Source organism: Actinokineospora sp. HUAS TT18 (genome assembly GCF_051364635.1).
Taxonomy (GTDB): Bacteria; Actinomycetota; Actinomycetes; order Mycobacteriales; family Pseudonocardiaceae; genus Actinokineospora.
On sequence record NZ_CP195645.1, the window covers coordinates 1,324,489 to 1,349,621 of the forward strand.

Sequence of the window (25,133 nt, forward strand, 5' to 3'; positions counted from 1 at the left end):
GACAACGCCCACAAATGCCGCAGCGCCGCCCTTCTGACGGCGCGATTCGCTGATCCATATGCGCCGAGCGGCCCAGATACCGCGTCAGCTGAACCGGCTCACGCAAACCAGCCCTGTACCTCGCCCGTAAGTGGGCCAGATCGCCGAGTTCCGAATGCGAGGTGGGCTGATGATGGACACACGGCGCGTCGGTGCAAGCCTCCGCGGACAGCTGCATACCCAATGCCGCAAAGTAATCCATGCGCAGACGCTAAAGGCCGAAGCACGCGGCGACTTTGCCCTGACACCACCATCCCGCACCTACTGGACCTTCTAAGGTAGCGTGATCTGCGTGACCGATCCCTCACCGGTAGTAGTGCTTTTCGGGCCGCCAGGGGCGGGGAAGACGACGGTGGCGCCGCTGTTGGCAGGCCGGTTCCCTCGTGGCGTCCATGTACCGGTGGATGACCTGCGCGGCTGGGTGGTGTCCGGCTTCGCGTCGCCACCGCCGTGGACCGACGAGGTTGGCAGGCAGTTCGTCCTTGCGCAGCGGGCCGCGTTCGCCACGGCCGGGGTCTACCACGCCGACGGGTACGCGGTGGTGATCGACTTCGCCGGTGGCCGGGTCACGGCCGAGGACATCGACCAGCTGGCCGCCGCGTTGCCCGCGGGCGCGGTGCGCAAGGTCGCGCTGGTGCCCAGTCTCGACGTCAACCTGGAACGGAACCGGACGCGCGACACGAAGTCGTTCCCGACCAGTGTGTTGGATGACGTGATCCGCCACAGCCATACGTTGTTCCGGTCCGATCCCAGCCTGCTCGCCGGTTGGCTGGTCGTCGACAGCTCGACGCTGACGCCGGAGGACACCGCCGACCAGGTGATCAAGGCCATCGAACAGCACGAAGCGGGGCGGTAGCGTGCGTTCGGTGGTGCTGGGCGCAGGCGGGATCGCCGGGACGGCGTGGATGACCGGCCTCGCCACCCGACTTCGGCGGGACGGAGTGGACTTGGGCCTGGCCGACGTCATCGTCGGCACGTCGTCGGGCGCCATGGTCGGCGGGATGCTGGTGACGGGACGGGATCTCGACGCGCTGGCGGACCCGCCTGATCTGCACTCCGGCGACGACACCCGAGCACTGCCTCCGCCGAACCCGCGGCTGTGGGAGACCCTGAAGATCGCGCAAGGGACCGATGACACGCCAGAGCGGGAGCTGGCGCGGCGTGAGGTCTTGCAGGTCGCGATGGAGCAACCGCGGGCGGAGACGTCGCTGTTCGCACGCATCGCGGCGTTGGTCGGCGGGGATGACTGGCACAGCGGCGGATTGCGGATCCCGGTCATCGAAGCGGGCAGCGGTCGGCGCGAGGTGTGGGACCGCGACACCGGTGTGTCGCTGTCCGCGGCGGTCACCGCCGGGCACGCGTTTCCCGGGATCGTGCCACCCGTCGTGGTGGATGGTCGGCATTTCGTGGACGGCGGGCTCTGGTCGACGACGAACGCCGACCTGGCGGCACCGGCGGCGAAGGTGCTGGTGCTCGAACCGCTGGCGTACCGCGCACCAGTCGGCCGGCTCGACGCCGAGCTCGCGAGCGTGACCGCCGACGCCGTGGTGCGGTTCAGTCCTGACGAAGCCGCGCTCGAGGCGTTCGTCGGCAACTTCGACGTGCGCGTTTGGCAACCGGCGTACCAGGCGGGGATCCGCCAGGCGAGTGCGTTGGCGGCACAACTCGACGCGGCGGACTGGTGAGCCGGTTCCTGTTCGTCACGCCACCGCTGGTCGGTCATCTGAACCCGGCGGTCAGTATCGCCGCGGAACTGGACGCGATGGGCCACGAGGTCGGCTGGGCTGTGCATGAGAACGTGGTCGGACAGCACCTGCCCACCGACGCGACGGTGTTCGCCCTCGAGGACACCGGCGTCGCGGCCATGTTCAGCCATGCCCTCGCGCTCGCGCTCGACGATCCCGGCCGCGCGACGTGGTGGGAGCACTACTTCGAACCGCTTGCCCGGGCGATGATCCCCGGAGTGGAACGCGCCGTCGACATCTTCAGGCCCGATGTCCTTGTCGTCGACCGGCAGGCGCTGGCCGGTTCGGTCGTGGCCAGGGCACGCGACCTCCGCTGGGCGACACTGCTGGTCACCCCGTCGAGCCTGCCGCACGCGGTCCTTCCGGTCTCGGCGGCCGGTGACTGGTTCGCGCAGCTGATCGGCGCACTGGACCGCGACATGGGACTGACACCGGCGGATACGCCGATCTGCTCAGCGGACCTTGTCATCGCGACGACGATCCCGCAGCTGCTGAACGGGCCGCTGCCCGCCGTCGACCAACTGCACCTGGTCGGCGCCACCAACACCGGTCTCCCGGAGCGGACACCGTTCCCCTTCGAGTCGCTGCGCGGCTGTCCACGGGTCCTGGTCTCACTCGGCACGACGCCCGCGGGCCGGGGTCGAGGGTTTACCGAGCTGGTCATCGATGCGCTGGCCGACACGGAGCTGCAGGTGGTGCTCGTGACACCGGAAAGGCCGCCCGCGGTGCCGGACAACTTCGTGGTGCGACCGTTCGTGCCGTGGCGGAGCGTCCTGGAACGCATGGACGCGGTGGTGTGCCACGCCGGGCACAACACAGTGTGCGACGCGCTCACCCACGCGCTACCGCTGGTCGTGCTGCCCATCACCGCCGACCAGCCCATGATCGCCCAGAGGGTCGCCGACACCGGGGTTGGCATCCAACTGGACTTCTGGCAGCTCAACGCCGCCCAACTTCGCGACAGCGTGCGGCGCGTACTAAACGAGCCCCAGTATCGCGCCGCGGCCCTGGACGCTTCCCGCACCCTGGCGGACTCGGGCGGCGCGGCTCAGGCTGCCGGGTTGCTGGCCGGGCTCGCCTAGTCCTGCGGGATCGCCAGCACGACGCGCTTCTTCTTCGCCAGATCGGCGTCATCTTGTTGCAGCTGCTCCAACTGGACGACGATGTCCTCAGTCAGGCCCGCCGCCGCCGCGAACCGCCGCACCGCTGCCCGTTCGCCCTCGTGGTAGGAGTCGTCGGCCGCGCACGCCTTGATCGCGTTGTAGATCAGCGTCCGCTTCCGGCTCTCCAGCCACCGCTCACCGTCCGACGTGATCATCCGCGGCAGCAGCGCCACCGGATCGGCGTCGCCGGGATCGGCGGCCAACTGCTCGAGCACGGACTCCGGCGTTCCTTCGGCGGCCATCGCACCAAGAATCCACTCCCGCTCCCCCGGCGACACGACGCCGTCGCCCCGGGTCACGGCCAGAAGTGCGCTGCCATAGGCAAGTCGTTCCTCGTTGGTGGGTTCGTGCACATTCGCGCTTCCCAACTTGGTCCGGCGATTCCACTCCTCAGCTCGCGACTGCGCCACGGCACTCCCCTCAGCCCGCGATTCCCACGCGATCACGGTACAGCGGGTGTCCGGTCACAGCCAGTCAATGGCGTCTCGAGGCAGAGCTTGACGGCGCACGCCTGGCGTACGGCGTCGGTCGCGGTGTCGCGGACGCCTTCGCGCAGCTTGGCGTCCGTCGCGGAGACGACGGAGTAGTAGAAGCCCGAGAAGACGGCGAGGAAGCCCGCCACCCGCACGTGCTGCCACGTCATCGCCAGCCGCACGCCGCCCAGATCGAACTCGCGGATGACCCGCGGCGGCGCCGTCGTCCACGCCTCGACCGTTGCCGCGTCGACGACCAGCACGCCGAGCAGGAGGAAGAACGCGAACACCGCGCTCGCGACGACCGAGGCGACGACGAGCTTGGACAGCGCGGCGATCAGCCGCAGTTGCAGGCGCTCGGACCGGTCGAGCGCCACGGTCAGCGGCTTCCCGGCGTCCGGCACGGTGAGCCGGGAGCCGATCGAGGTGCCCGCGACGGCCGACTCGATCTCGGCGCGTGACTCGAACCGGGCCAGGGCGTCCAGGTCGAGTTGGAAGCGGCTGCCGAGGAAGTAGCCCGCCACGACAAGGAACAGCAGCAGCGCGGTGATGTAGGCGGGCGTCCCGATGCTGCCGACCGACTGCCATACCTCGGCGGTCAGGAAGAAGAAGGTCACGACGCCGAGCATCACCGGCAGGGTGCGCGCGACGGCCACCCCGACGACGCTCGCCGCGTTGGAGAACTCGCGCAGCAGGAAGCGGGCCAGCGAGACGAGGCCGCTGCGCACGACCGCCCACGCGACAAGCAGCACCACGATCTGCACGATGACGAACCCGACGTAGGTCACCAGGAGCGCGACACCCGCGAACTCGCCGCCCAGGTCCAGTTCCGACCGGTCCTTCACCCATTCACTCAGCAGCACGGCCAGTGGCGGCAGCACGACGAAACCGACCACCTCGAGCACGCCGACGCGGGGCGGCAGCGCGAACGGGGCCCGCCGCCGCGACAGGTTGCCCGCCGCCCACAGGAGCACCACCGCCGCGACGGAGACCGCCAGCCCCACGGCCGTCGCCCAGTCCGGCTCGGTGAAGGCGTCCACGACCCACGGTCCGAACCACCCGACGGCGAGCGGGCCGGTCATGCGCTGGGCGACCCGCGCGTTGCGCCCGGGTGTGTCGAGCATCAGCGGGATCCCACGGCGGTGAAACCACTCGTCGATCGCCCGCTCATCAGTCATCTTCTGGGGCATGGGGACCGAGCCTAGGGCTGGGTCCCCCGGCCCATCCGAGCCGCACCCGCCCTCCCCGCGGCGAGCGGGGAGGGCGCGGGCACTCAGGCGTCCATGTGTTCGCGCAGGGATCTGGGGCGCATGTCGGTCCAGACGCGGTCGACGTGGGCGCCGCACTCGTCCTTGCTGCCGGTCGTGCCCTCCGCGCGCCAGCCCGGGGGGATCTCGCGGTGGGCGGGCCACAGGGAGTACTGCTCCTCGTCGTTGATGAGGACCAGGTAGGTGATGTCGTCTCTCACTCTGGGGTTCCTTTCTTCGAGGGGTAGTGCCGGAGGGTTCGGTTCGCGGTGACGAACACCGTCACGACCGCCATGCCCGCCGCGCACAGCAGGACGGCTTGGTCGGCGGTGACCGCCTCGACGAGGAGGCCGCCGAGTACCGGGCCGAGCGCGGCGGCGGCGCCGACGACCACGTTCATGACGCCGCTCAACCTGCCGCGCAGGGCATCCGGGGTGAGCAGGAGCTGGTGGGTGGTGATGGTGGTGTTCGCGGTGGGCGCCAGCAGGGCCATGCCCGCGAACAGCACTCCCATGAGGTAGCCGTTGTCGACCACGAGCGCGATCGGGGCCAGCGCCGTCAGCGCCCAGAAGACACCGACGATGGACAGGTACGGGCTGAGGGTGCGGTGCAGGTAGGGCGCGAGCAGCGAGCCCGCGACACCACCGACCCCGAGCATCGCCGCCATGACGCCGATCTGCGCCGCGGGGATGTCCCGTCGGTCGGCCAGCACGATGACGATCAGGTAGTACGCGCTGAAGAACAGGTTGAGGCTCATGGCGCACGCGGCGGTCACCCGGATCTCCGGGTGCCGCCACACCCACCGCAGTCCCTCGGCGATCTCGCGCCGCAGGTCGGGGGTCGCCGCCGTCGCCGCGGCGCGCCTCGGGAGGCGGACGAACGCGAGTGCGACGAACGCGACGACGTGGGTGAGGAGGTCGAGGAGGAACGGGACCCAGCGGGCGACGGCGAACAGGACGCCGCCGAGCGCGGTGCCCGCCATCTGCCCGACCGAGGACCGGGCGCCGTTCATCGCGACGGCGGTGGCGAGTTGGGAATCGGGTACCAGCGACGGCAGGCTGGCGTCCTCGGCGGGTTCGAAGAGCGCGCGGCACGTTCCGAGGACGGCGGCGACCGCGACGAGATGCGGGATCGTCGCCACCTCCCACAGCACGACGGCGACCAGACTGGCGAGCGCGGCGGCTTGGACCGCCTCGCAGGCGAGCATGACGAGCTTGCGGTTCCAGCGGTCGACCAGCGCCCCCGCGGGCAGCCCCGCCACGAGTTGCGCGACGGCGTCGGCGGCCAGCACCAGCCCGGACGCCGCCGCGGACCCGGTGAGGGCGAGGACCAGGAGCGGGAATGCGATCATGGAGGCGCTGAAGCCGACTTCGGCGCAGGCCTGACCGGCCCAGAGCAGGGTGTAGTCGCGGTTGCGGGACAGGGGAACGGGTGGAGCGGACTTGGTCACCGCGCCCGCCCGCAGTCGGCCGCGATCTCGCGCAGGGCGGTGGCGAAGTCGGCGGCGACCCGCTCGACGGTGCCGCGGTCGTGTCGGTCCGGCCGGTAGTAGAAGGCGAACGTCAGCCTCCCGTCGGCAGCTTCGCCGACCACGTCGAGCAGGTGTCCCCCACCGTTGCCGGGATCGTGGTCCTGCCCGATGGCCGGGAGCGTGGCGTGGAACAGACTGCTCTCCTCATCCTGGGCGCGGGAGTCGAACTGGCCGAGGTAGTTGAAGGACACCGCGGGCTCGGGTCCGTCGGCGGTCAGCGCGCCGAGGTACCGCAAAGCGCCGTAGCCGAAGCCGTTGCCTGGAATCGCGCGCAGCTGCTTGCGCACGCCCCGGATCACGGTCCGCCAGTCGCCACGCGGAACGGTCAGGGCGACGGGGAACATCGTGGTGAACCAGCCGACGGTCCGGGAGAGGTCGACACCGTCGATGACGTCCTCGCGGCCGTGTCCCTCCAGGTGCACGCCGACCTCCGCACGCCCCGTCCACCTGGACAGCGACCAGGCGAGAGCGGCGAGCAGCACGTCGTTGATCCGGGTGCGGTACGCGGTCGGAGCACCGCGCAACACCGCGTCGGTGTCCTCGGGGTCGAGGTGGACCGACACCGCCGCGGTCGGGCTGCCCGCGACCGGCTCGGGATGGTCGACCGGCACGCCCCCACGGCCGGACGCCGCGCTCCAGTGCGGGAGCTCGTGGTCGAGCCCGCCACCCTCGACGAACGCGCCGAGCCGGGTGGACCACTCTTGGAACGAGGTGGTCTTGCCACCCAGATCGATCGGCTTGCCGTTCAGGGCCTGCTGATAGGCGGTGTCGAGGTCGTCGAGCAGGATGCGCCAGGAGACGCCGTCCACGACGAGGTGGTGGGCCACCATCAGCAGGCGCGGCCGGGACCCGTCGGCGAAGTGGAACAGGACCGCCCGCAGCAGCGGGCCTGCGCCGATGTCGAATCCGGCGTGCACGACGTCGGCCGCCCGTTCCAGCTCGTTTCCGTCCACAATGGACATGAAGTGTTCGGTGAGGACGTCGGCGGGTCCTGGTTCGGCGTTGCGCTGGAGCCAGACACCGTCATCGTGGTGGAAGCGCAGCCGCAGGGCGTCGTGGTGGGTGATGAGCGCGTCGAACGCGGTTCGAAGCGCCGGGACGTCCGGTTCCGCGGTCAGCTCGGCGAAGTGGGTCTGGTTGAAGTGGTGGGGGTTGCCGCTGTGGGTGTCGAAGAACCAGTGCTGGATCGGGGTGAGGGGCACAGGGCCGGTCGCCGGGGTGTGGTCGGCACGCTCCAGGACCGTGACCGCGGGGGCGAGTTCGGCGATCGTCTGGTGCAGGAACAGGTCCCTGGTGGCCAGCCGCATTCCGCGCTGCCGGGCGCGGGCGACGACCTGGATGCTCAGGATCGAGTCGCCGCCCAGGGTGAAGAAGTTGTCGGAGATCCCGACACGGTCGACGCCGAGCACGTCGGCCCAGATTCGGGCGAGCGCGGCCTCGGTCGGGTTCGTCGGAGCGAGGTGGGCCTCGGTGTGGATCTCCGGTGCGGGCAGGGCGCGGCGGTCGACCTTTCCGTTGGGCGACACCGGGAGTGTGTCGAGGAAGACGAACGCCGTCGGCACGAGGTAGTCGGGCTGGGTCGCGCTGAGGAACTCGCGCAGTTCGGCCGCGGTCGGTGGATTCGCCGCGGCGACATAGCCGACAAGCCGCTTGTGGCCCGCCGCGTCGGTGTGCGCGGCCGCCGCCGCGTCGGTCACGTCGGGGTGGCCGCGCAGGGCCGATTCGACCTCGCCGAGTTCGATGCGGAAGCCGCGGACCTTGACCTGGTCGTCGGCGCGGCCGACGAACTCCAGGTCGCCGTCGCGGGTCCAGCGGACGAGGTCGCCGGTGCGGTAGAACCGCTCCCCCGGCTCGCCGAACGGGTTGGCGATGAACCGCTGGGCGGTCAGACCGGGCAGGCGCGGGTAGCCGCGGGCCAGCCCCACGCCCGCGACGTACAGCTCCCCCGCGACGCCGATGGGGACCGGTCGCAGGTCGCCGTCCAGGACGTGCGCCCGGGTGTTCCTGATCGGCGCGCCGATCGGCGGGGTGCGTCCCGGGACCAGCGGCTCGCTCCACGTCGCGACGACAGTGGACTCGGTGGGACCGTAGGCGTTGACCATGCGGCGGCCCGGCGCCCAGCGGGCCACCAGCTCGGCTGAGCAGGTGTCGCCGCCGACGATCAGCGTGCGCAGGTCAGGCAGGTCCGCGTGCGGGACGGTCGCGAGGGCGACCGGTGGGATGAGGGTGTGGGTGATGCGGTGGCCGCGCAGGACGTCGGCGAGGTCATCGCCCAGCAGCGGGCCGGGTGGTGGGATCACCAGCGCGGCGCCCGCGGGCAGCGCCATGCACAGCTCAAGCATCGAGGCGTCGAAGCTGGGTGAGGAGAACGCGAGCACGCGGTCGCCCTCGCGGACGTCGAAGTGCTCGATCTCGGCGGCGGAGAAGCTCGCCAGGCCCGCGTGGGTGACGGCGACGCCCTTCGGGCGGCCGGTGGAGCCTGAGGTGTAGATGACGTACGCGGGGTGTTCGACCGGGAAGCGTGAGTCGCGGAGGCGGTCGTCCGCGCCGGAATGGTGGCTGAGATCCTCGGTCAGCGGGCTGTCGATGATCAGGGCGGGACGGGCGTCGTCGAGCATCGCGGTGATGCGGTCGGGTGGGTAGGTCGGGTCGATCGGGAGGAACGCCGCGCCGGTCTTGGTGACGGCGAGTTCGGCGATGACCAGGTCGGGTGAGCGGCCGAGGATGATCGCGACCACGGTTTCCGGGCGGGCGCCGCGCGCGGCCAGCTCGCCGGCCAGCGTGTCCGTCCGTGATTCCAGGGTGGCGTAGTCGATCACGACGTCGCCCGCGATGATGGCGGGGGCGTGTGGGGTGCGCGTGGTTTGAGCGCGCACCAGCTCCGCCAGGGAGGCGGTCGGGACTGGGCGCGTGGTGTCGTTCCACGTGCGCATCAGCGACTCTTCGGACTCGGTGACGACAGGGAGCATGCCCACCGGCGTTGCCGGGGCGGTCGCCGCGGCGGCGAGGATGAGTCGCAGGGCGTCGGCGAAGCGGGTCGCGGTGTCGGGTTCGAAAAGGTCGGTGTTGTAGGCGAGGGTGGCGTGCAGGCCGCCGTCGTCGGTCTCGTGGAACTCGAAGGTGACGTCGTAGCTCGCGGTCACCGACTCCGTGGCCACGTCCTCGGCGGTGAGGCCGTGGAGGCCGACGGTCTCGCCGACGGCGTTCTGCAGGACCACCATGGCCTGGAACAGCGGGGTGCGGCTGGTGTCACGGTCCGGGGCCACGGCGTCGACGACCCGTTCGAAGGGGACGTCCTGGTGGGCGAACGCGTCGAGGACGGTCGCCCGAACGCGACGGAGGAATTCCGCGAACGTCTCTCTCGGGTCCACTGTGGACCGCAGGACCAGGGTGTTCACGAAGAAGCCGACCAGCAGGCGCAGGTCCGGGTGTTCGCGGCCCGCGGCCACCGTGCCGACTGCGATGTCGTGCCGGCCGGAGAAGCGGTGCAACAGCACCTGGCAGGCCGCGACGAGGGACATGAACAGCGTGCCGTCCTGCCCGCGGGCCAGTGTGCGCAGCGAGTCGGCGACCTCGGCGGGGACGGTGAAGTCGAGCTGCGCTCCGTTGGTCGTGTGGACCGGGGGACGCGGGTGGTCGGTCGGCAGATCCAAGGCGGGCAGGTCGGCGAGGACGTCGCGCCAGTGCGTCAGCTGGGCCGCCATGACCTCGGTGCGGCCGCGCTGCCAGGCGGCGAAGTCGCGATAGCGCACCGGGAGCGCGGGCAGGTCGGGCGCGGTGCCGGTGACCTCGGCACGGTACAGCTCGGCGAGGTCGGTCAGCAGGACGTTCGCGGACCAGCCGTCGGTGACGATGTGGTGCATGGTCAGCGCGAGGATGTGCTCGTCCTCGGCGACTCGCACCAGGGCGGTGCGCAGCAGTGGTCCTTCGCTGAGATCGAAGGGGCGCTCTGGTCGGAGCGCGTCGACTACCGGGACTCGGACTTCGGTGGGCGGGTGCACGGTCTGCACGCCGCCGCCGTCCTTCTCGTGGAACGTCGTGCGCAGGGCCTCATGGCGGGCGACCAGCGCGGTGACAGCGGCCGAGAGCGCGTCGACGTCGAGCCGTCCGCGCAGCCGCAGGGCCAGCGGTGTCACGTACTCGGTGCTCTCGGGAGCGAACTGCTGGAGGAACCAGAGGCGAGCCTGGGCGAACGACAGCGGCGCGTCGGTGTCGTTCGGCAGTCTCGGGATGGGCTCGGCCGCGGCGTCGCCGAGGACGGCGGCGAGGGCGTCGACCGTGGGATGGGTGAACAGCATCCGGGGTGACACGTCGACGCCGAGCGCCGAGCGCAGCCCGGAGACGACGCGGATGCTGAGGATGGAATCGCCGCCCAGGAGGAAGAAATTGTCCGTGGCGCCTACTTCGGGGACACCGAGCACGTCCGACCACACCGCCGCGACGGCCCGCTCCCCGGGGGTGCGCGGCGGCACGTGTCCGGCGGCGGGTGTCCACTCGGGAGCGGGCAGGGCGCGGCGGTCGAGTTTGCCGTTCGAGGTGAGCGGGAGGGCGTCGAGCGTCACGAACGCGGCGGGGATCATGTGCTCGGGCAGCGTGCGGGCGAGAGCGGCACGCGGGTCGTCGGTTTCACCGACCAGGTAGGCGACGAGTCGTGGAGGGTCTTCGCTGACGATGGCCGCGGCGGCAGTGACGCCTGGGAGTGCGGCCAAGGCGGACTCGACCTCCCCCAACTCGATGCGGAAGCCGCGCAGCTTGACCTGGTTGTCGACGCGGCCGATGAACTCGAGCTCGCCCCGGGTGGTCCAGCGGACAAGGTCGCCGGTGCGGTACATGCGGTCGCCGGGCGCGCCGAACGGGTCGGCCAGGAACCGCTGGGCGGTGAGGCCGGGCCTGCGCAGGTAGCCGCGGGCCAGGCCGTGCCCGGAGAGATACAGCTCGCCGGGCACGCCGGGTGGGACCGGGCGCAGGTCGCGGTCGAGCACGTGGGCGCGGGTGTTCGGCAGGGGCCTGCCGATGGCGGGCGGGAGGTCGGCGGCCGACAGGGGTTGGGTCCAGGTGGCCGCGACGGTCGCCTCGGTGGGGCCGTAGGCGTTGATCATCCGTCGGCCGGTCGACCAGCGGCGGACCAGGTCGGCGGGGCAGGTGTCGCCGCCGACGATCAGGGTGCGCAGGTGCGGGTAGTCACCATCCGGGACCGTGGCGAGTGCGACCGGTGGGATGAGGGCGTGGGAGACGCGCAGGCGGGTGAGGAGGACGGCGAGGTCGACACCCACCGCGGGGCCGGGTGGCGGAACGACGAGGGTGGCGCCGCTGGTGAGGGCCGCGGCCCACTCCAGCACCGACGCGTCGAAGCTGGGTGAGGAGAAGGCCAGGACCCGGTCGCCGGGGCCGACGTCGAAGTGGGCTCGTTCGGCGGTGGCGAAGTTCGCCAGGCCGGCGTGGGTCACCAGGACGCCCTTGGGGGTTCCCGTCGAGCCGGAGGTGTAGATCAGGTAGGCGGGTGATGCCGCGGAGACGTCGACATCGGGTTCGGTCGAGGGGAACGCGTGCGTGTCGGGCAGGGCGTCGAGGACCAGGATTGGGCGCGCGTCGTCGAGCATGAAGGTGACGCGGTCCGGTGGGTAGGCCGGGTCGACCGGGAGGTAGGCGGCGCCTGCCTTGATGACCGCCAGTTGGGCGATGACAAGGTCCGCGGAGCGGGGCATGTGCAGGGCGACGACGCGCTCGGGGGCGGCGTCCTTGGCGATGAGGTGGTGGGCCAGGCGGTTGGCCGCGGCGTTCACCTCGGCGTAGGTGAGGACCGTGTCGCCGGCTTCGACGGCAGGTGCGTCGGGGGTGCGGATGACGGCCGCGGCGAAGAGGTCGGCGAACACCGTGGGGGTGACCGGGCTCGCTGTGTCGTTCCAGACCGCGAGGAGGTCCGATTCCGCTGTGGACAGCCACGGGAGGTCGGCGACCCGGTGTTCGGGGGTGGCGGCGATGGCCTCGATCAACGCGGTGAGTCGCCGCAGGAGGGTGCGGGCGGTGGAGCCGTCGAACAGGCGGGGGTCGTAGCCGAGTTCCACGCGCAGGTCGGTGTCGTAGAGGTGGGCGGCGACGCTGAGGGGCAGGTTGGTGGTCTCCGCGGCTTCGACGGACTCGACGGTGGGCGCGCCCTCGGTCTCCGACCCGTCCGGGAAGTTCTCGAACGCCACGACGCTGTCGAACAGCGGCTCGCCCGCGGGCACCGCGCTCCAGGACTGGACCTGGGCCAGCGACACGAAGTCGAACCGGCGGGACTCGGCCTGCGCCGCCTGCAGGGCACGCAGCCACGACACCACCGTGTCGGCGCCGTCGACCCGGACGCGGGTGGGCACGGTGTTGATGAACATCCCGACCATGGACTCCACGCCCGGCAGGTCGTCTGGCCGCCCGGACACGGTCGTGCCGAACACGACGTCGTCCTCGCCGCTGTGCCGGGACAGCAGCAGCGCCCACGCGCCCTGCACGACGGTGTTCACGGTGAGCCCGTGGACGCGGGCCATCCGCTCGACCGGCCCGGCGGGCAGGCCGACCCGGAGGTGCTCGGTGGACTCGGCGCGGTGGGCGTCGACCGGTCTGCGGTCGAACGGCAGTGGTGTGCGGCTTTCCACGGCGGCGAGAACCGCGCGCCAGTGTTGTTCGGCGGCGGCGGTGTCCTGGTCGGCCAGCCACGCCAGGTAGTCGCCGAACGGGCGGCGCGCGGGAGTCTCCTGGCCCGCGTACTCGGCGAGGACGTCGGCGAAGAGCTGCGCGGTGCTCCACCCGTCGAGCAGCAGGTGGTGCGACGTCCACAGCACGTCGACGGTGTCGCCGGACACCGGCCCGATGACCACCCGGGTGAGCGGACCCGCGGCCACGTCGATGCCCGCGGTCTCGTCATCGGCCGTCACCGCCCGGTACTCGATGGACAGGCGCGGCTCGCGGCGGACGACCTGCAGTGGTTCGGGGACGCCCTGCCAGACGACGTCGGTGCGCAGGATCGGCGTCCGCTCGGCGACGCGCCGCCAGGCCGCGCCCAGGGCGTGCGGGTCCCGGACACCGCGCAGCCGGAGCCGGGTCCGGTTGACGTAGGCGGATCCGCCGTCGACCAGGCTGTGGAACAGCATCCCGGACTGCAGCGGGGTGAGCGGGTAGACATCCTCGGCCGCGCCCAGAGCGTCCACTTGGGACTGGTCGAGTCGGGCGAGCGGGAAGTCGGACGGGGTGCGGCCCCCGGCGCAGGGGGCGGCGCAGTGCGCCACGATCTCCCGCAGCGCGGCCGACATCGCCTCGGCCAGGTCCCGCACGGTGGTCTCGTCGCCGACGAACTCCCAGTCCAGCCGCAGCCTGCCCGCCGAGACCGCGGCGGTGATGTCGAGCAGATGGCTGCGTCGGCTGTCCGGGGCGATGTCCTGGCCGAGGTCGGGTGCCTTGGCGCGCAGTAGGTCGGCCCCGGAGTCGTCGTCCCAGCGGCCGAGGTAGTTGAAGATCACCTGCGGTTCGGGGACGGTGCCCAAGCCGCTGTCGGGGCGCAGGTAGCGCAGCGCCTCGAAGCTCAGGCCACGGCGCGGGACGGCGCGCAGGGTCTCCTTGACCGACTTCAGGACGGTGCCCCAGTCGCGGTCCGTGAGGTGGAGCGCGACCGGGAACTGGCTGGTGAACCAGCCGACCGTGCCGCCGACGTCGAGTCCGTCGAGCACGTCCTCGCGACCGTGTCCTTCCAGGGTCACCAGCGCCCGGTCGTAGCCCGTCCAGTCCGTCAGGGCGCGGCCGAGGGCGGCGAGGAGCACGTCGTTGATCTGGGTGCGGTAGACGTCGGGCACCTGGTGGAGGAGGGCGTCGGTGGTGGCCTCGTCGAGGGTCACCGAGACGGTGCGGGCGGCGCCCACGGAGTTGTCGGCGCCGTCGATCGGCAGCGGTGGGACGGCCGGGATCGACCGCCAGTAGGGAAGGTCGTCGTCGAAGCCGCCGCTGGCGACCTGCTGGGCGAGCCGCCGCGCCCACTGTCCGAAGGGGACAGCGGAGTCCAGCGGGTCGCCCGCGTACGCGCGTTCGAGGTCGGTCAGCAGGACGCGCCACGACACCGCGTCCATGACCAGGTGGTGCACCGCGAGGAACAGGCTGGGTTCGGCCCCGGTGAACAGGACCGCGCGCAGCATCTCGCCATCGGCGATCCTCAGCCCGGTCTGAGCGGCCAACGCTTCCTCATCCGGGTCCCCTTCGGCCACGCGCAGCAGGTCGCCCACCGAGGTCGGCTCCTGCCGCCACCCGTCGTCAGTCAGGTCGAACCGGGTGCGCAGGGCGTCGTGGTGCGCCACGACCGTGTCGAGCGCGCCGCGAAGCCGGTCGACGTCGACGGCCGGGTCGAGCGAGACGGCCATGGACATGGCGAAGTGGTCGCGGTGCTCGGGGGCGCGGGTGCTGAAGAACCAGTGCTGGATCGGGGTCAGCGGCGCCGGACCGGCGGCCTCGATCTCCGCCTTGGCGACGCGGTGGTCGACACCGACGGCCAGGCCGGCGACGGTCTGGCGGAGGAAGATGTCCTTCGAGGTCAGCCGCAGACCGGCGCGTCTGGCCTGGGAAACCACCTGCATGCTCATAATCGAGTCCCCGCCGAGGGCGAAGAAGTTGTCCCGCGAGCCGACTCGCTCCACGCCCAGCACGTCGGCCCAGATCGCCGCCAACTCGGCTTCGACTCCCGGCCGCGGCGGCACGAATCCGGTCGGGTCGGGCAGTTCGGGGGCGGGCAGCGCGCGGCGGTCCAGCTTGCCGTTGGCGGTCGTCGGGAGCCGGTCCAGGCCGACGATGGCGGACGGCACGAGGTAGTCGGGCAGGCTCCGGCGCAGGAACGCGGCGAGGTCGTCGGTGGTGTCGGCCACGACGTAGCCGACGAGCCGCTGGTGTCCCCCGGCCGCGCGGGCGACGACAGCGGCCTCGCGGACGTCCGAGTGGCGCAGCAGCGCGGCGGTCACCTCGCCCGGTTCGACCCGGAAGCCGCGGATCTTGACCTGGTCGTCGGCGCGGCCCAGGTACTCCAGGGTGCCGTCGGCGAGCCAGCGGGCCCGGTCGCCGGTCCGGTACATCCGGCCCGCGGTGAACGGGTCGGGGATGAACCGCTCGGCGGTGAGGCCAGGTTTGCCGAGATAGCCGCGGGCGACCTGCGGACCGGCGAGGTGCAGTTCGCCGGGGACACCGATCGGCGCGGGCCGCAGGTCGTCGTCCAACACGTACGCGCGCACGGTCGACAGGGGCTTGCCGATCACCGGCCGCTCCCCCGCGACCCGGCTCCACGTCGCGTCCACGGTCACCTCGGTGGGGCCATAGAGGTTGACCGCGGCCAGGTCCGCGTCTGCGAGCGCGCGCCACAGTTCCGGGTCGATCGCCTCGCCGCCGAGGGTGAGCGTGCGCAGGGCGGTGCCGGTGAGCCCGGCGTCGAGGAGCCTGCGGGCGTGCGCCGGGGTCACGTCGAGGACGTCGAGGTGCCGGTCGGCGTAGGCGACGAGGGCGTGCGGGTCGAGGCGGGTGTCGTCTTCGATGACGTGCAGTTCGTGGCCCGCGGCGAGGAACAGCAGGCCCTCGACGGCGGTGTCGAAGGAGAACACCGACGTCTGCCCGTAGCGCAGCCGCTCCCCCGCCATCAACTCGGCGCGCTGGTGGGTGAACAGCGCCGCCAAGTTGCCGTGGTCGACCACGACGCCCTTGGGCGTGCCGGTGGAGCCCGACGTGTGGATGACGTAGGCCGGGTGGCGGGGATGGGTCGCGACACCGGGGTCGGTGTCCGGGTAGCCGTCGGTGTCGGGGATCGCGTCGACGACGGTGACCGGGTCGGCGTCAGCGAGCAGGAAGTCGATTCGCTCCCGCGGCAGTGTCGGATCCACCGGCAGGTAGGCGGCTCCCGACTTGAGGACAGCCATGATCGCGAGCACGAGGTCGGCCGAGCGCGGCAGGGTGAGGGCGACCAGGCGTTCCGGCGCCGCGCCGCGCTCGATCAGCAGGTGCGCCAGCCTGTTCGCGGCGGCGTCGACGTCGCCGAACGTGCGGGCGTCCGGCCCGCACACGACCGCGGTCGCGTCGGGTGTGGCCGCGGCCTGGGCGGCGAAGATCGAATGCAGCGCGACCTCGTCGACGGACCGGCCGCCACCCTGCCACTGGGCCAGTTGGGCCCGTTCGTCGGCCAGGGGCAGTTCGCCGATCGGCCGGTGCGGGTCGGCGGCGATCTCGGTCAGCAGCGCGGTCAGGTGTCCGGCCATCCGCTCGATCGTGGTGGCGTCGAACAGGTCCGGGTTGTACTCGACCGCGCCGCGCAGGCCGTCGGCGGATTCCTGGAACTCGATGGTGAGGTCACAGGTCGAGGTGATCACCGGGACCTGGACTTCGGTCACGGTGAGGCCCGCGAGGTCGGGGATCTCGTCGGGGGTGTTCTGCAGCAGCACCATCACGTCGAACAGCGGCGAGCGGCTGGGGTCGCGCTCCGGGGCCACCGCGTCGACGACCCGCTCGAACGGGACGTCCTGGTTGGCGAACGCGTCGAGGACGGTGGCACGCACGTCGCCGAGCAGGTCAGCGAAGGTCCGCCGGGTGTCCACTGTGGAGCGCAAGACGAGGGTGTTCACGAAGAAGCCGACGATCCGCTCCAGCTCCGCGCGCTCCCGCCCGGACGCCGCGGTCCCGACCGCGATGTCGCTCTGCCCGCTGCAGCGGGCGAACAGGACCTGGCAGGCGGCGAGCAGGGTCATGAACAGCGTGCCCTCGCCGCGCCTGAGCGCGGCGGCGGTCTCGCGGGTGAGCGTGAACTCGTGCGCGGCGCCCGCTGTCGAGCGGACCGCGGGCCGCGGTCGGTCGGTGGGCAGGCGCAGCGGCTCGATCCCCGCGAGTGCGCCACGCCAGTAGGCGAGCTGCTTGTCGGTCGCCTGCTCGCGCTGCCAGGCCGCGAAGTCGCGGTAGCGCAGCGGCAGCGGTGGAAGGGAGGCGGCCACGCCGGACAGCGCGGACCGGTAGAGGTCCGCGAGGTCCTCGGTCAGCACGGCCGTGGACCAGCCGTCGGTGATGATGTGGTGCAGGGTCAGGACGAGGACGTGCTCCTCGGCGCCGAGCCGGATCAGGGTCGTGCGCAGCAGCGGCCCGCGGCGCAGGTCGAACGGGCGCGTGCTCTCCTCGGTGAGGACCCCGTCGAGGTCGTCGGTCTCGATCACCCTCAGCGCGGCCGGATACGGCTCGCCGACCCGTGCCCCGGTGTCGTCGAACGTGGTCCGCAGTGATTCGTGGCGGGCGATCAGGCCGGTCAGCGCCGTGGTCAGCGCGGCGACGTCGAGCGGCCCGGACAGGCGCAGCGCGGTCGGGCTGACGTACTCGGTGTCGCCCGGTTCGAACTGGTCAAGGAACCACAGCCGGTCCTGGGCGAACGAGCGCGGCGCGGGTCCGTCGTGGCGGGGGATGACGCTGGTGTCCCCACCAGGGATGGCCCGGGCGAGCGCGCTGACCGTGGGGTGGTCGAAGAGGGCGCGCGGCGAGAGCTGGACGCCGAAGGCGGCCCGCAGCCGGGACACCACGCCGATGCTGAGGATGGAGTCGCCGCCGAGGGCGAAGAAGTTGTCCTCCACTCCGACCCGCGGCACGCCGAGGACGTCGGCCCACGCCGCGGCCACGGTCCGCTCGGCCTCGGTGCGCGGCGCGACAAAGGTGGCGGTGGCGGTGAAGTCAGGGGCGGGCAGCGCGCGCCGGTCGAGCTTCCCGCTGGAGCTCAGGGGAAGCGCGTCGAGGGTGACGAACGCGGCGGGCACCAAGTAGTCGGGCAGTACCCGGGCGAGGTCGGCGCGCAGGTCGCCGGGCTCGCCGACGACGTAGGCGACGAGCCGGTGGCCCGCGGTGTCGGCGTGCGCGACCACGGCGGCGTCGCGGACACCGGGCTGCTCGCGCAGGACAGCGGCGACCTCGCCGGGCTCGATCCGGAAGCCGCGGATCTTGACCTGGTCGTCGACGCGGCCCAGGTAGTCGAGCCTGCCGTCGGCGGTCCACCGCACCCGGTCCCCGGTGCGGTACATCCGGCCGCCGCCGAACGGGTTGGCGATGAACCGTTCAGCGGTGAGACCGGGCCGGTCGAGGTAGCCGCGCGCGAGTTGCGGACCCGCGAGGTGCAGCTCGCCCGGCACACCCGGCGGCAGCGGGTCGAGGTTCTCATCGAGGACGTAGGCGCGCAGGTTCCGCAGCGGCCTGCCGATGAGGGGACGCTCGGCGTCGCTCGTGCGGCAGACGGTGGCGTCCACGGAGCACTCGGTGGGGCCGTAGTAGTTGACCGCTTCGAGCCCTGGACGTGCGGCGGTCTCGCGCCACAGCGACTCCGGGGTCGCCTCGCCGCCGAGCATGAGCAGCCGCAGCGGCGCGTCGAGCAGCCCGGCAGGCACCAGCTGGGCGGCGTAGGTGGGGGTCAGGTCCACGACGGTGACCGCGCGCTCGGTGAGGTAGGCGACGAGCGCCTCGGGGTCGAGCCGCAGATTCTCGCCGATGACGTGCAGTTCGTGTCCCGCGGCGAGGAACAGCAGGCCCTCGATCGCGGTGTCGAAGGAGAAGGTGGCGGTGAGCGCGAACCGGTCCCGGCCGTGCCCGGGCAGTTCGGCGGCGTGGTCGTGGAACAGGTTGGCGAGGCCGCCGTGGTGCACGACGACGCCCTTGGGCTTGCCGGTCGAGCCGGAGGTGTAGATGACGTACGCGGCGTGCTCCGGCCGCACGACGACGCCGGGGGCGGTGTCGGGATACCCGGCGGTGTCGCCGATCTGGTCGAGCACGGTAACCGGGGCGGCGTCGCGCAGCAGGAACTCGATCCGCCCGGCGGGCAGGGTCGGGTCGACCGGCAGGAACGCCGCGCCCGCCTTGCCAACGGCCAGGATCGCCACGACGGTGTCGGCCGACCGCGGCAGGGTGAGCGCGACGATCCGCTCGGGGCCCGCGCCCTCGGCGATGAGCCGGTGCGCCAAGCGGTTGGCGGCCGCGTCGAGTTCGGCGTAGGTCAGCGTGGTGTGCCCAAACACCACGGCGACGGCGTCCGGGGTGCGGGCGGCCTGGCGCTCGAACACCTCGGGGAACAGCGTCGAGGGCAGTTCGCAGGCGGTGTCGTTGAAGTCGACCACGACCTGCTCTCGGTCCGCGGCGGTCATCCACGGCAGGTCCGCGAGCGGCCGGGTGGGGTCCTCGCCGATGCCGGTGATCAGCGACAGCAGCCAGTTCGCGGCCCGCTCGGCGGTGGTCGTGTCGAGGAGGGCGGGGTCGTAGGCGAGGTCGAGGTGGACCCGGTCGTCCACGTGCGCGGACAGGGTGAGCGGCAGGTTGGTGGTGTCCACCGCGTGGACCTCGGCGACCCGGATTCCGTCGGCGCTGGAGGCGTCCTCGAACGGGTAGTTCTCGAACACCACCACGCTGTCGAACAGCGGGGTGACGGCGCTGTGCGCCTGGATTCGGTTCAGGGCGAGGAAATCGAACCGTCGGGACTCGCTCTGCGCGGCCTGCAGGTCGCGCAGCCACTCCCCCGCTGTCCGGCTCGGGTCGACGCGCACGCGGGTGGGGACGGTGTTGATGAACATGCCGACCATCGACTCGACCCCGGCGAGTTCGGCCGGGCGACCGGAGACGGTGCTGCCGAACACGACGTCGTCGGTGCCCGCCCAGCGCGACAGCAGCAGCGCCCATGCGCCCTGGACCACGGTGTTCACCGTGAGACCGGCGCGCTGGGCGGCGGCGCGGAGGCGGTCGGACCCGGCGCGGTCGAGGCCGCGGCGGACCGACGCGCTGGACTCGGTGCGGTGCGCCTGGGTGGGCGGCCGGTCGTACGGCACGGCGACTGGGGTATCGAACCCGTCGAGCACGCCCGCCCAGTGCGCGTCGGCCGCCCCCGTGTCCTGCTCGGCCAGCCAGCGCAGGTAGTCGCGGAATGGCCTGCGCGCGGGGGCGGCGGCGGGCCTGCCGTGGGTGATGACGCGGTAGTGCGCGCAGACTTCGGCGAACACCTGGCCGGTGCTCCAGCCGTCGAGCAGCACGTGGTGCGACGACCACACGAGGACAGCCCGGTCGTCGGTCCAGCGGGCGACGGCGACCCGCAGCAGCGGCGCGGTCCCCAGGTCGAAGCCCCGCGCCCTGTCGGCGGCAAGCAGGTCGGCGAGCGCGGCCTGACGGTCTATTTCGGACAGCGCGCGCCAGTCGTGGTGGTCCGCGGCGACCTCGGCGCGCCGGTGGACGACCTGGACCGGCTCGTCCACGCCTTCCCACACCACGCTGGTGCGCAGTATCGGAGTCCGGTCGACGACCCGCTGGAACGCCGCGGTGAGCGCGGCGGGGTCGGCGACGCCGTCGAGCACGATGCGGACCTGGTCGACGTAGCTGCCGCCGTCCGGGTCGACCAGGCTGTGGAACACCATGCCCGCCTGCAGCGGCGTGAGCGGGTAGACGTCCTCGACGCCCGAGCCGTCACCCACGATGGCGTCCACTTGGGACTGGGTTAGCCGGGCCAGCGGATAGTCCGACGGGGTCCGCCCGCCCGCGCCCGGCTGCGCGCAGTGGGCGGCGATCTCCGCGAGGGCGGCTGCCATGGCCTCGGCGAGTCCGCGCACGGTGGACTCGTGATGCAGCGCGGGTGAGTACTGCCAGGTCAAGGCGAGTTCGCCCGCTTCGACCAGGCCCGACACGTCCAGCTGGAAGTCCCTTGTGGACGCGGGGTCGATCTCCGCGCCGGACTCGCCGTGGCGGGCACCGATCAGGCCGTGCTCGGCGGTGTCGAACTGCCCGTGGTAGTTGAAGCAGACCGCGGGCAGGGCGGTGCCGTCGAGGCCGGTCCCGGGTCGCAGATAGCGCAGTGCCTCGTAGCTCATCCCCCTGTGCGGCACCGCCCGCAGCTGCTCCTTGACCGACTTCATGGTGGCGCCCCAGTCGCGGTCGGGCAGGTCGAGCGCCACGGGGAACTGGGTGGTGAACCAGCCGACCGTGCGGGACAGGTCAACGCCGTCGAGGATCTCCTCCCGGCCGTGGCCCTCCAGGGTGACACCCACCCGGTCGCGGCCGGTCCAGTCGGCGAGCGCCCGGCCGAGGGCGCTGAGCAGCACGTCGTTGACCTGGGTGCGGTAGCGGTCGGGCACTCGGTGCAGGAGCGCGGCGGTGGTATCGGCATCCAGCCGGACGGTGACCGAGCGGATGTCGCCAGCCAGGTTGGCGCCGTCGTGGTCGACGGGCAGCGGTTCCGGGGCGGGTACGGCGGCCCAGTGGGCGAGGTCGGCATCGAAGGCGCCGGTGGCGACGTGCTCGGCGAGCTGGTGGGCCCACTCGGCGAACGCGGTGCCGACCGGAGCGAGCCGCACGTCCGCGCCTTGGACGCACTGCTGGTAGGCGGTGGCCAGGTCATTGAGGACGATGCGCCACGAGACGCCGTCCATCACGAGGTGGTGCACAGTCAGGAAGAGCCGCGGCTGGTCCAGTCCCTCGATCAGCAACGCCCGCACCAGCCGACCTGCGCCGGGGTCGAGGGTCGCGCGGGCGGCGTCGGCCAGCGCCGGGATCTGCGCTGCGTCGGACACCTCGTGCCGGTGCAGGGTCGCGTCGGCGTCGGCGGGTTCCTGGTGTCCCAGGCGGAATCGGCTGCGCAGGGCGTCGTGGTGCTCGACCACGGCGGTCAACGCTCGTTCGAGGGCGGCGTGGTCGGTGCCGGGCGCGAGGTCGACCAGCACGGACATGGTGAAGTGCGAGGTGTCCTCGTGGGTGTCGAAGAACCAGCGCTGGACCGGGGTGAGCGGCGCCGGGCCGGTCCGCGCCGGGGCCTGCGCGGCGACGGTCGCCCGGGAGGTGACCAAGGCGAGCTCGGCGACGGTCTGGTGGGTGAACACGTCCCGAGAGGTGATCCGCAGCCCTGCCTGCCGGGCCTTGGACACCAGTTGGATGCTGAGGATGGAGTCGCCGCCCAGGGCGAAGAAGTTGTCCGTGACCCCGACCCGGTCCGCGCCGAGCACGTCCGCCCATAGGTCGGCGAGCAACGCCTCGGTGTCGGTGCGCGGCGCGACATAGGTCCCCTCGACCTCCGCGCGCATACTGGGCGCGGGCAGAGCGCGCCGGTCGAGTTTGCCGCTCGACGTGATCGGCAGCGAGTCCAGCGGGACGAACGCGGCGGGCACCAGGTAGTCGGGCAGCGTGGCCTTCAGCATGGCCCGCAGCGCGGCCGGGTCGACCGTGTCGGCGGAGACCACGTAGGCGACGAGCCTGCGGTGGCCGTCGTCCTCGCGGGCCACGACTGCGGCCTCGCGGATGCCTGGGCAGCCCAGCAGCGCGGCCTCGACCTCACCCGGCTCGATCCGGAAGCCGCGGATCTTGACCTGCTCGTCGGTGCGGCCCAGGTACTCCACGGTCCCCTCCGCCGTCCACCGGGCGAGGTCGCCCGTGCGGTACATCCGCCCGCCGTGGAAGGGGTCGGCGATGAAGCGTTCCGCGGTGAGGCCGGGCCGGTCGAGGTAGCCGCGGGCCACCTGTGCGCCCGCGAGGAACAGTTCGCCGGGAACGCCGACGGGAACCGGACGCAGGTCGTCGTCGAGGATGTGGGCCCGCAGGTTGCGCAGCGGCCTGCCGATCACCGGGCGCTCGCCGGTCACCGGAGCCGAGAGGGCGTCGACAGTGACCTCGGTGGGGCCATAGAAGTTGTAGGCGGCGGTGTCGGCGGCGGCCAGGTCACGCCACAGGTCCTCGGGGAGCGCTTCACCGCCGAGCATGAGGACACTGGGCCGGTGCGGGCCGGTGAGCAACCCGGCCGGGAGGAGCTGGCGCAGGTAGGACGGGGTGAGGTCGAGGAAGTCGACGCGCCTGCGGACGACGTAGTCGACCAGCGCCTCCGGGTCGAGCCGGATCTCGTCGGGCAGCAGGTGCAGCTCGTGGCCGTCGGCCATGAGCACCGGACCCTCCCACGACGTGTCGAAGGAGAACACCGCCGACAGCGCGACCCGCAGCCTGCGCTCGCCCGCGAAGTCCGCGCGGTGGCTGTGCAGCAGGTTGACCAGGTTGCGGTGCTCGACGGTGACGCCCTTGGGGAGGCCGGTGGAGCCCGAGGTGTAGATCACGTACGCGGCGTTGTCCGGCCGCAGAGCGGTTTCCGGGTCGGTGTCCGGGAGGTCCGCTGTGTCCAGTGGATGGTCGATGACGATGGCCGCGCCGGAGTCGGCGATGAGCTGGGCCCGCCGCTCGGCGGGCAGGGCGGGGTCGATCGCGAGGTAGACCCCGCCCGACTTGAGCACCGCGAGCTGGGCGACGACGGCTTCGACCGAGCGGGGCAGCGCCACCGCGACGACCCGCTCGGGTGCGGCGCCGTCGGCGATCAGCCGGTGCGCCAGCCGGTTGGCGCGGGCGTTCAGCTCGGCGTAGGTCAGGGACTCCTCGCCGCAGACCAGTGCGGTCGTCCCCGGGGTGCGGCGGGCTTGGGCCTCGAACAGCGCCGGATACGTGATCGCGGGAACGTCGAGGGCGGTGCCGTTCCAGGTGTCGAGCGCGGCCGTCTCCGCGCCGGTCAGCCAGGGCAGCTCGGCCAGCGGCCGGTCCGGGGCGGCGGCGATGGCGTCGAGCAGGACGAGCAGGTGCCCGGCCATGCGCTCGACCGTGGCCGCGTCGAACAGGTCGGAGCTGTACTCCAGCACGCAGTCGAGGTGATCGGCGCGCTCGGTGAACTCGACGCTGAGGTCGAAGTTGGCCGCCCAGCGGCGCAGATCCACCTCTTCCACGGCGATGTCGGGGAACTTCGGCAGGCCGCGCTGGGCGTTCTGCAGCATGACGAGCACGTCGAACAACGGGTTGCGGCTGGGATCGCGCGGGGCGCCGACGGCCTCGACCAGCCGGTCGAAGGGCACCTCGTCGTGGCTGAACGCGTCCATGGCGGTGCCGTCGACATCGGCGAGGAACTCGGTGAACGTCCGTGTCTGGTCCACTGTGGAGCGAAGGACGACGGTGTTGACGAAGAACCCGACGACCCGGTTCAGCTCGGCGAGGGAGCGCCCGGCGGTGACCGTGCCGGTCGAGATGTCGCGCTGGCCGCTGTAGCGGGCCATCAGCACCTGGCAGGCGGCCATCAGGGTCGTGAACAGCGTGGTGTCGTTGGCGCGCGCCAGGTCCGCGAGCTTGGCGGAGACGTCCGCGGGCACCTGGAAGTGGTGCGCGGCACCCGCCACGGACCGCACGGCGGGCCGCGGCCGGTCGGTCGGCAGCTCCAGCGGCACGGCGCCGTCGAGGTGGGTGCGCCAGTAGTCGAGGTGCTCGGCCATCGCCGGTCCGGTGAGCCTGCCCTGCTGCCACACCGCGAAGTCCGCGTACCGCGGCTTGGGGCCGGACACCGCCTGGCCCGCATAGGCTTTCGCCAGGTCCTCGATGAGCACGCCCAGCGACCAGCCGTCGACCACGATGTGGTGGGAGGCGAGCAGCAGGACGTGTTCGCGCGCGTCGAGCCGGACGAGCAGCGTCCGCAGCAGGGGGCCTTGGCGCAGGTCGAACGGGCGGGCAAACTCGGTGCGCAGCAGGGCGTCGAGGTCGGCGCGGGCGCCGTCCACGAGCGGGACGTCGAGTGTCGCGGCGGGGTGCACGACCTGCACCGGCCTGCCGTCGACCTCGGCGAACGTGGTCCGCAGCGACTCGTGGTGGCGCGGCAGGGCTCGCAGCGCGCCGATCAGGGCGGGCACGTCGAGGTCACCGGTCAGCCGCAGGGCGGTGCCGCTGTTGTAGTCGTTGCCGCCGGGGCGGAACTCGCTGAGGAACCACAGGCGCTGCTGGGCCGAGGACAGCGGGAACGGGCCTGCCCCGGGCGCCGCGGGAATGGTGTCGGGGGCGGGGGCCGCGCGGCCCGCGAGTCTGCGGGCGAGTTGGGCGCGCAGGTGCTCGGGCAGCGCCTCGGCTCTGCTCTGCTTCGATGACGTCATTGTCAGGGGGTCCTTCCG

Annotated in this window: 8 protein-coding genes; 3 read left to right on the forward strand and 5 right to left on the reverse strand. The window is 72.2% G+C overall.

Annotated features, from left to right (window positions below; translation table 11 throughout):
• The first annotated feature begins 355 nt into the window (after positions 1 to 355).
• The 3 genes from ACSHT8_RS05970 to ACSHT8_RS05980 are packed head-to-tail and all read left to right on the forward strand — an operon-like array spanning position 356 to position 2,866.
• Positions 356 to 895, forward strand: a complete 540-nt coding sequence (locus ACSHT8_RS05970) for an AAA family ATPase (RefSeq protein WP_436502000.1) — start codon at positions 356 to 358, stop codon at positions 893 to 895.
• 10 nt (positions 896 to 905) lie between these two features.
• Positions 906 to 1,724 (forward strand): patatin-like phospholipase family protein, encoded by an 819-nt coding sequence (locus ACSHT8_RS05975; RefSeq protein ID WP_436498489.1) that lies wholly within the window; start codon positions 906 to 908, stop codon positions 1,722 to 1,724.
• Positions 1,721 to 2,866: a glycosyltransferase gene (locus tag ACSHT8_RS05980; protein ID WP_436498491.1), complete on the forward strand. Its 1,146-nt coding sequence runs from the start codon at positions 1,721 to 1,723 to the stop codon at positions 2,864 to 2,866. Before ACSHT8_RS05975 ends, ACSHT8_RS05980 begins: the two co-directional genes overlap by 4 nt.
• Here the strand turns inward: ACSHT8_RS05980 and ACSHT8_RS05985 are convergent.
• The 5 genes from ACSHT8_RS05985 to ACSHT8_RS06005 form a co-directional block, all read right to left on the reverse strand.
• The gene (locus ACSHT8_RS05985) at positions 2,863 to 3,300 is read right to left on the reverse strand and encodes a hypothetical protein (protein ID WP_436498493.1); all 438 of its coding nucleotides are present in this window, start codon (positions 3,298 to 3,300) and stop codon (positions 2,863 to 2,865) included. The genes ACSHT8_RS05980 and ACSHT8_RS05985 overlap by 4 nt on opposite strands.
• 89 nt (positions 3,301 to 3,389) lie before the next feature.
• Positions 3,390 to 4,610 carry a hypothetical protein gene (locus tag ACSHT8_RS05990; RefSeq protein ID WP_436498495.1) on the reverse strand — a complete coding sequence of 407 codons (1,221 nt, stop codon included), beginning with the start codon at positions 4,608 to 4,610 and terminating at the stop codon, positions 3,390 to 3,392.
• An 83-nt stretch (positions 4,611 to 4,693) separates the two neighbouring features.
• On the reverse strand, positions 4,694 to 4,888 hold the full coding sequence (locus tag ACSHT8_RS05995) for an MbtH family protein (RefSeq protein ID WP_436498496.1): 195 nt from the start codon (positions 4,886 to 4,888) through the stop codon (positions 4,694 to 4,696).
• Positions 4,885 to 6,117, reverse strand: coding sequence for an MFS transporter (locus ACSHT8_RS06000; protein ID WP_436498498.1), 1,233 nt, complete (start codon positions 6,115 to 6,117; stop codon positions 4,885 to 4,887). The genes ACSHT8_RS05995 and ACSHT8_RS06000 overlap by 4 nt, the downstream gene beginning before the upstream one ends.
• Positions 6,114 to 25,115, reverse strand: a complete 19,002-nt coding sequence (locus ACSHT8_RS06005) for a non-ribosomal peptide synthase/polyketide synthase (RefSeq protein ID WP_436498500.1) — start codon at positions 25,113 to 25,115, stop codon at positions 6,114 to 6,116. The genes ACSHT8_RS06000 and ACSHT8_RS06005 overlap by 4 nt, the downstream gene beginning before the upstream one ends.
• Positions 25,116 to 25,133: the final 18 nt, after the last annotated feature.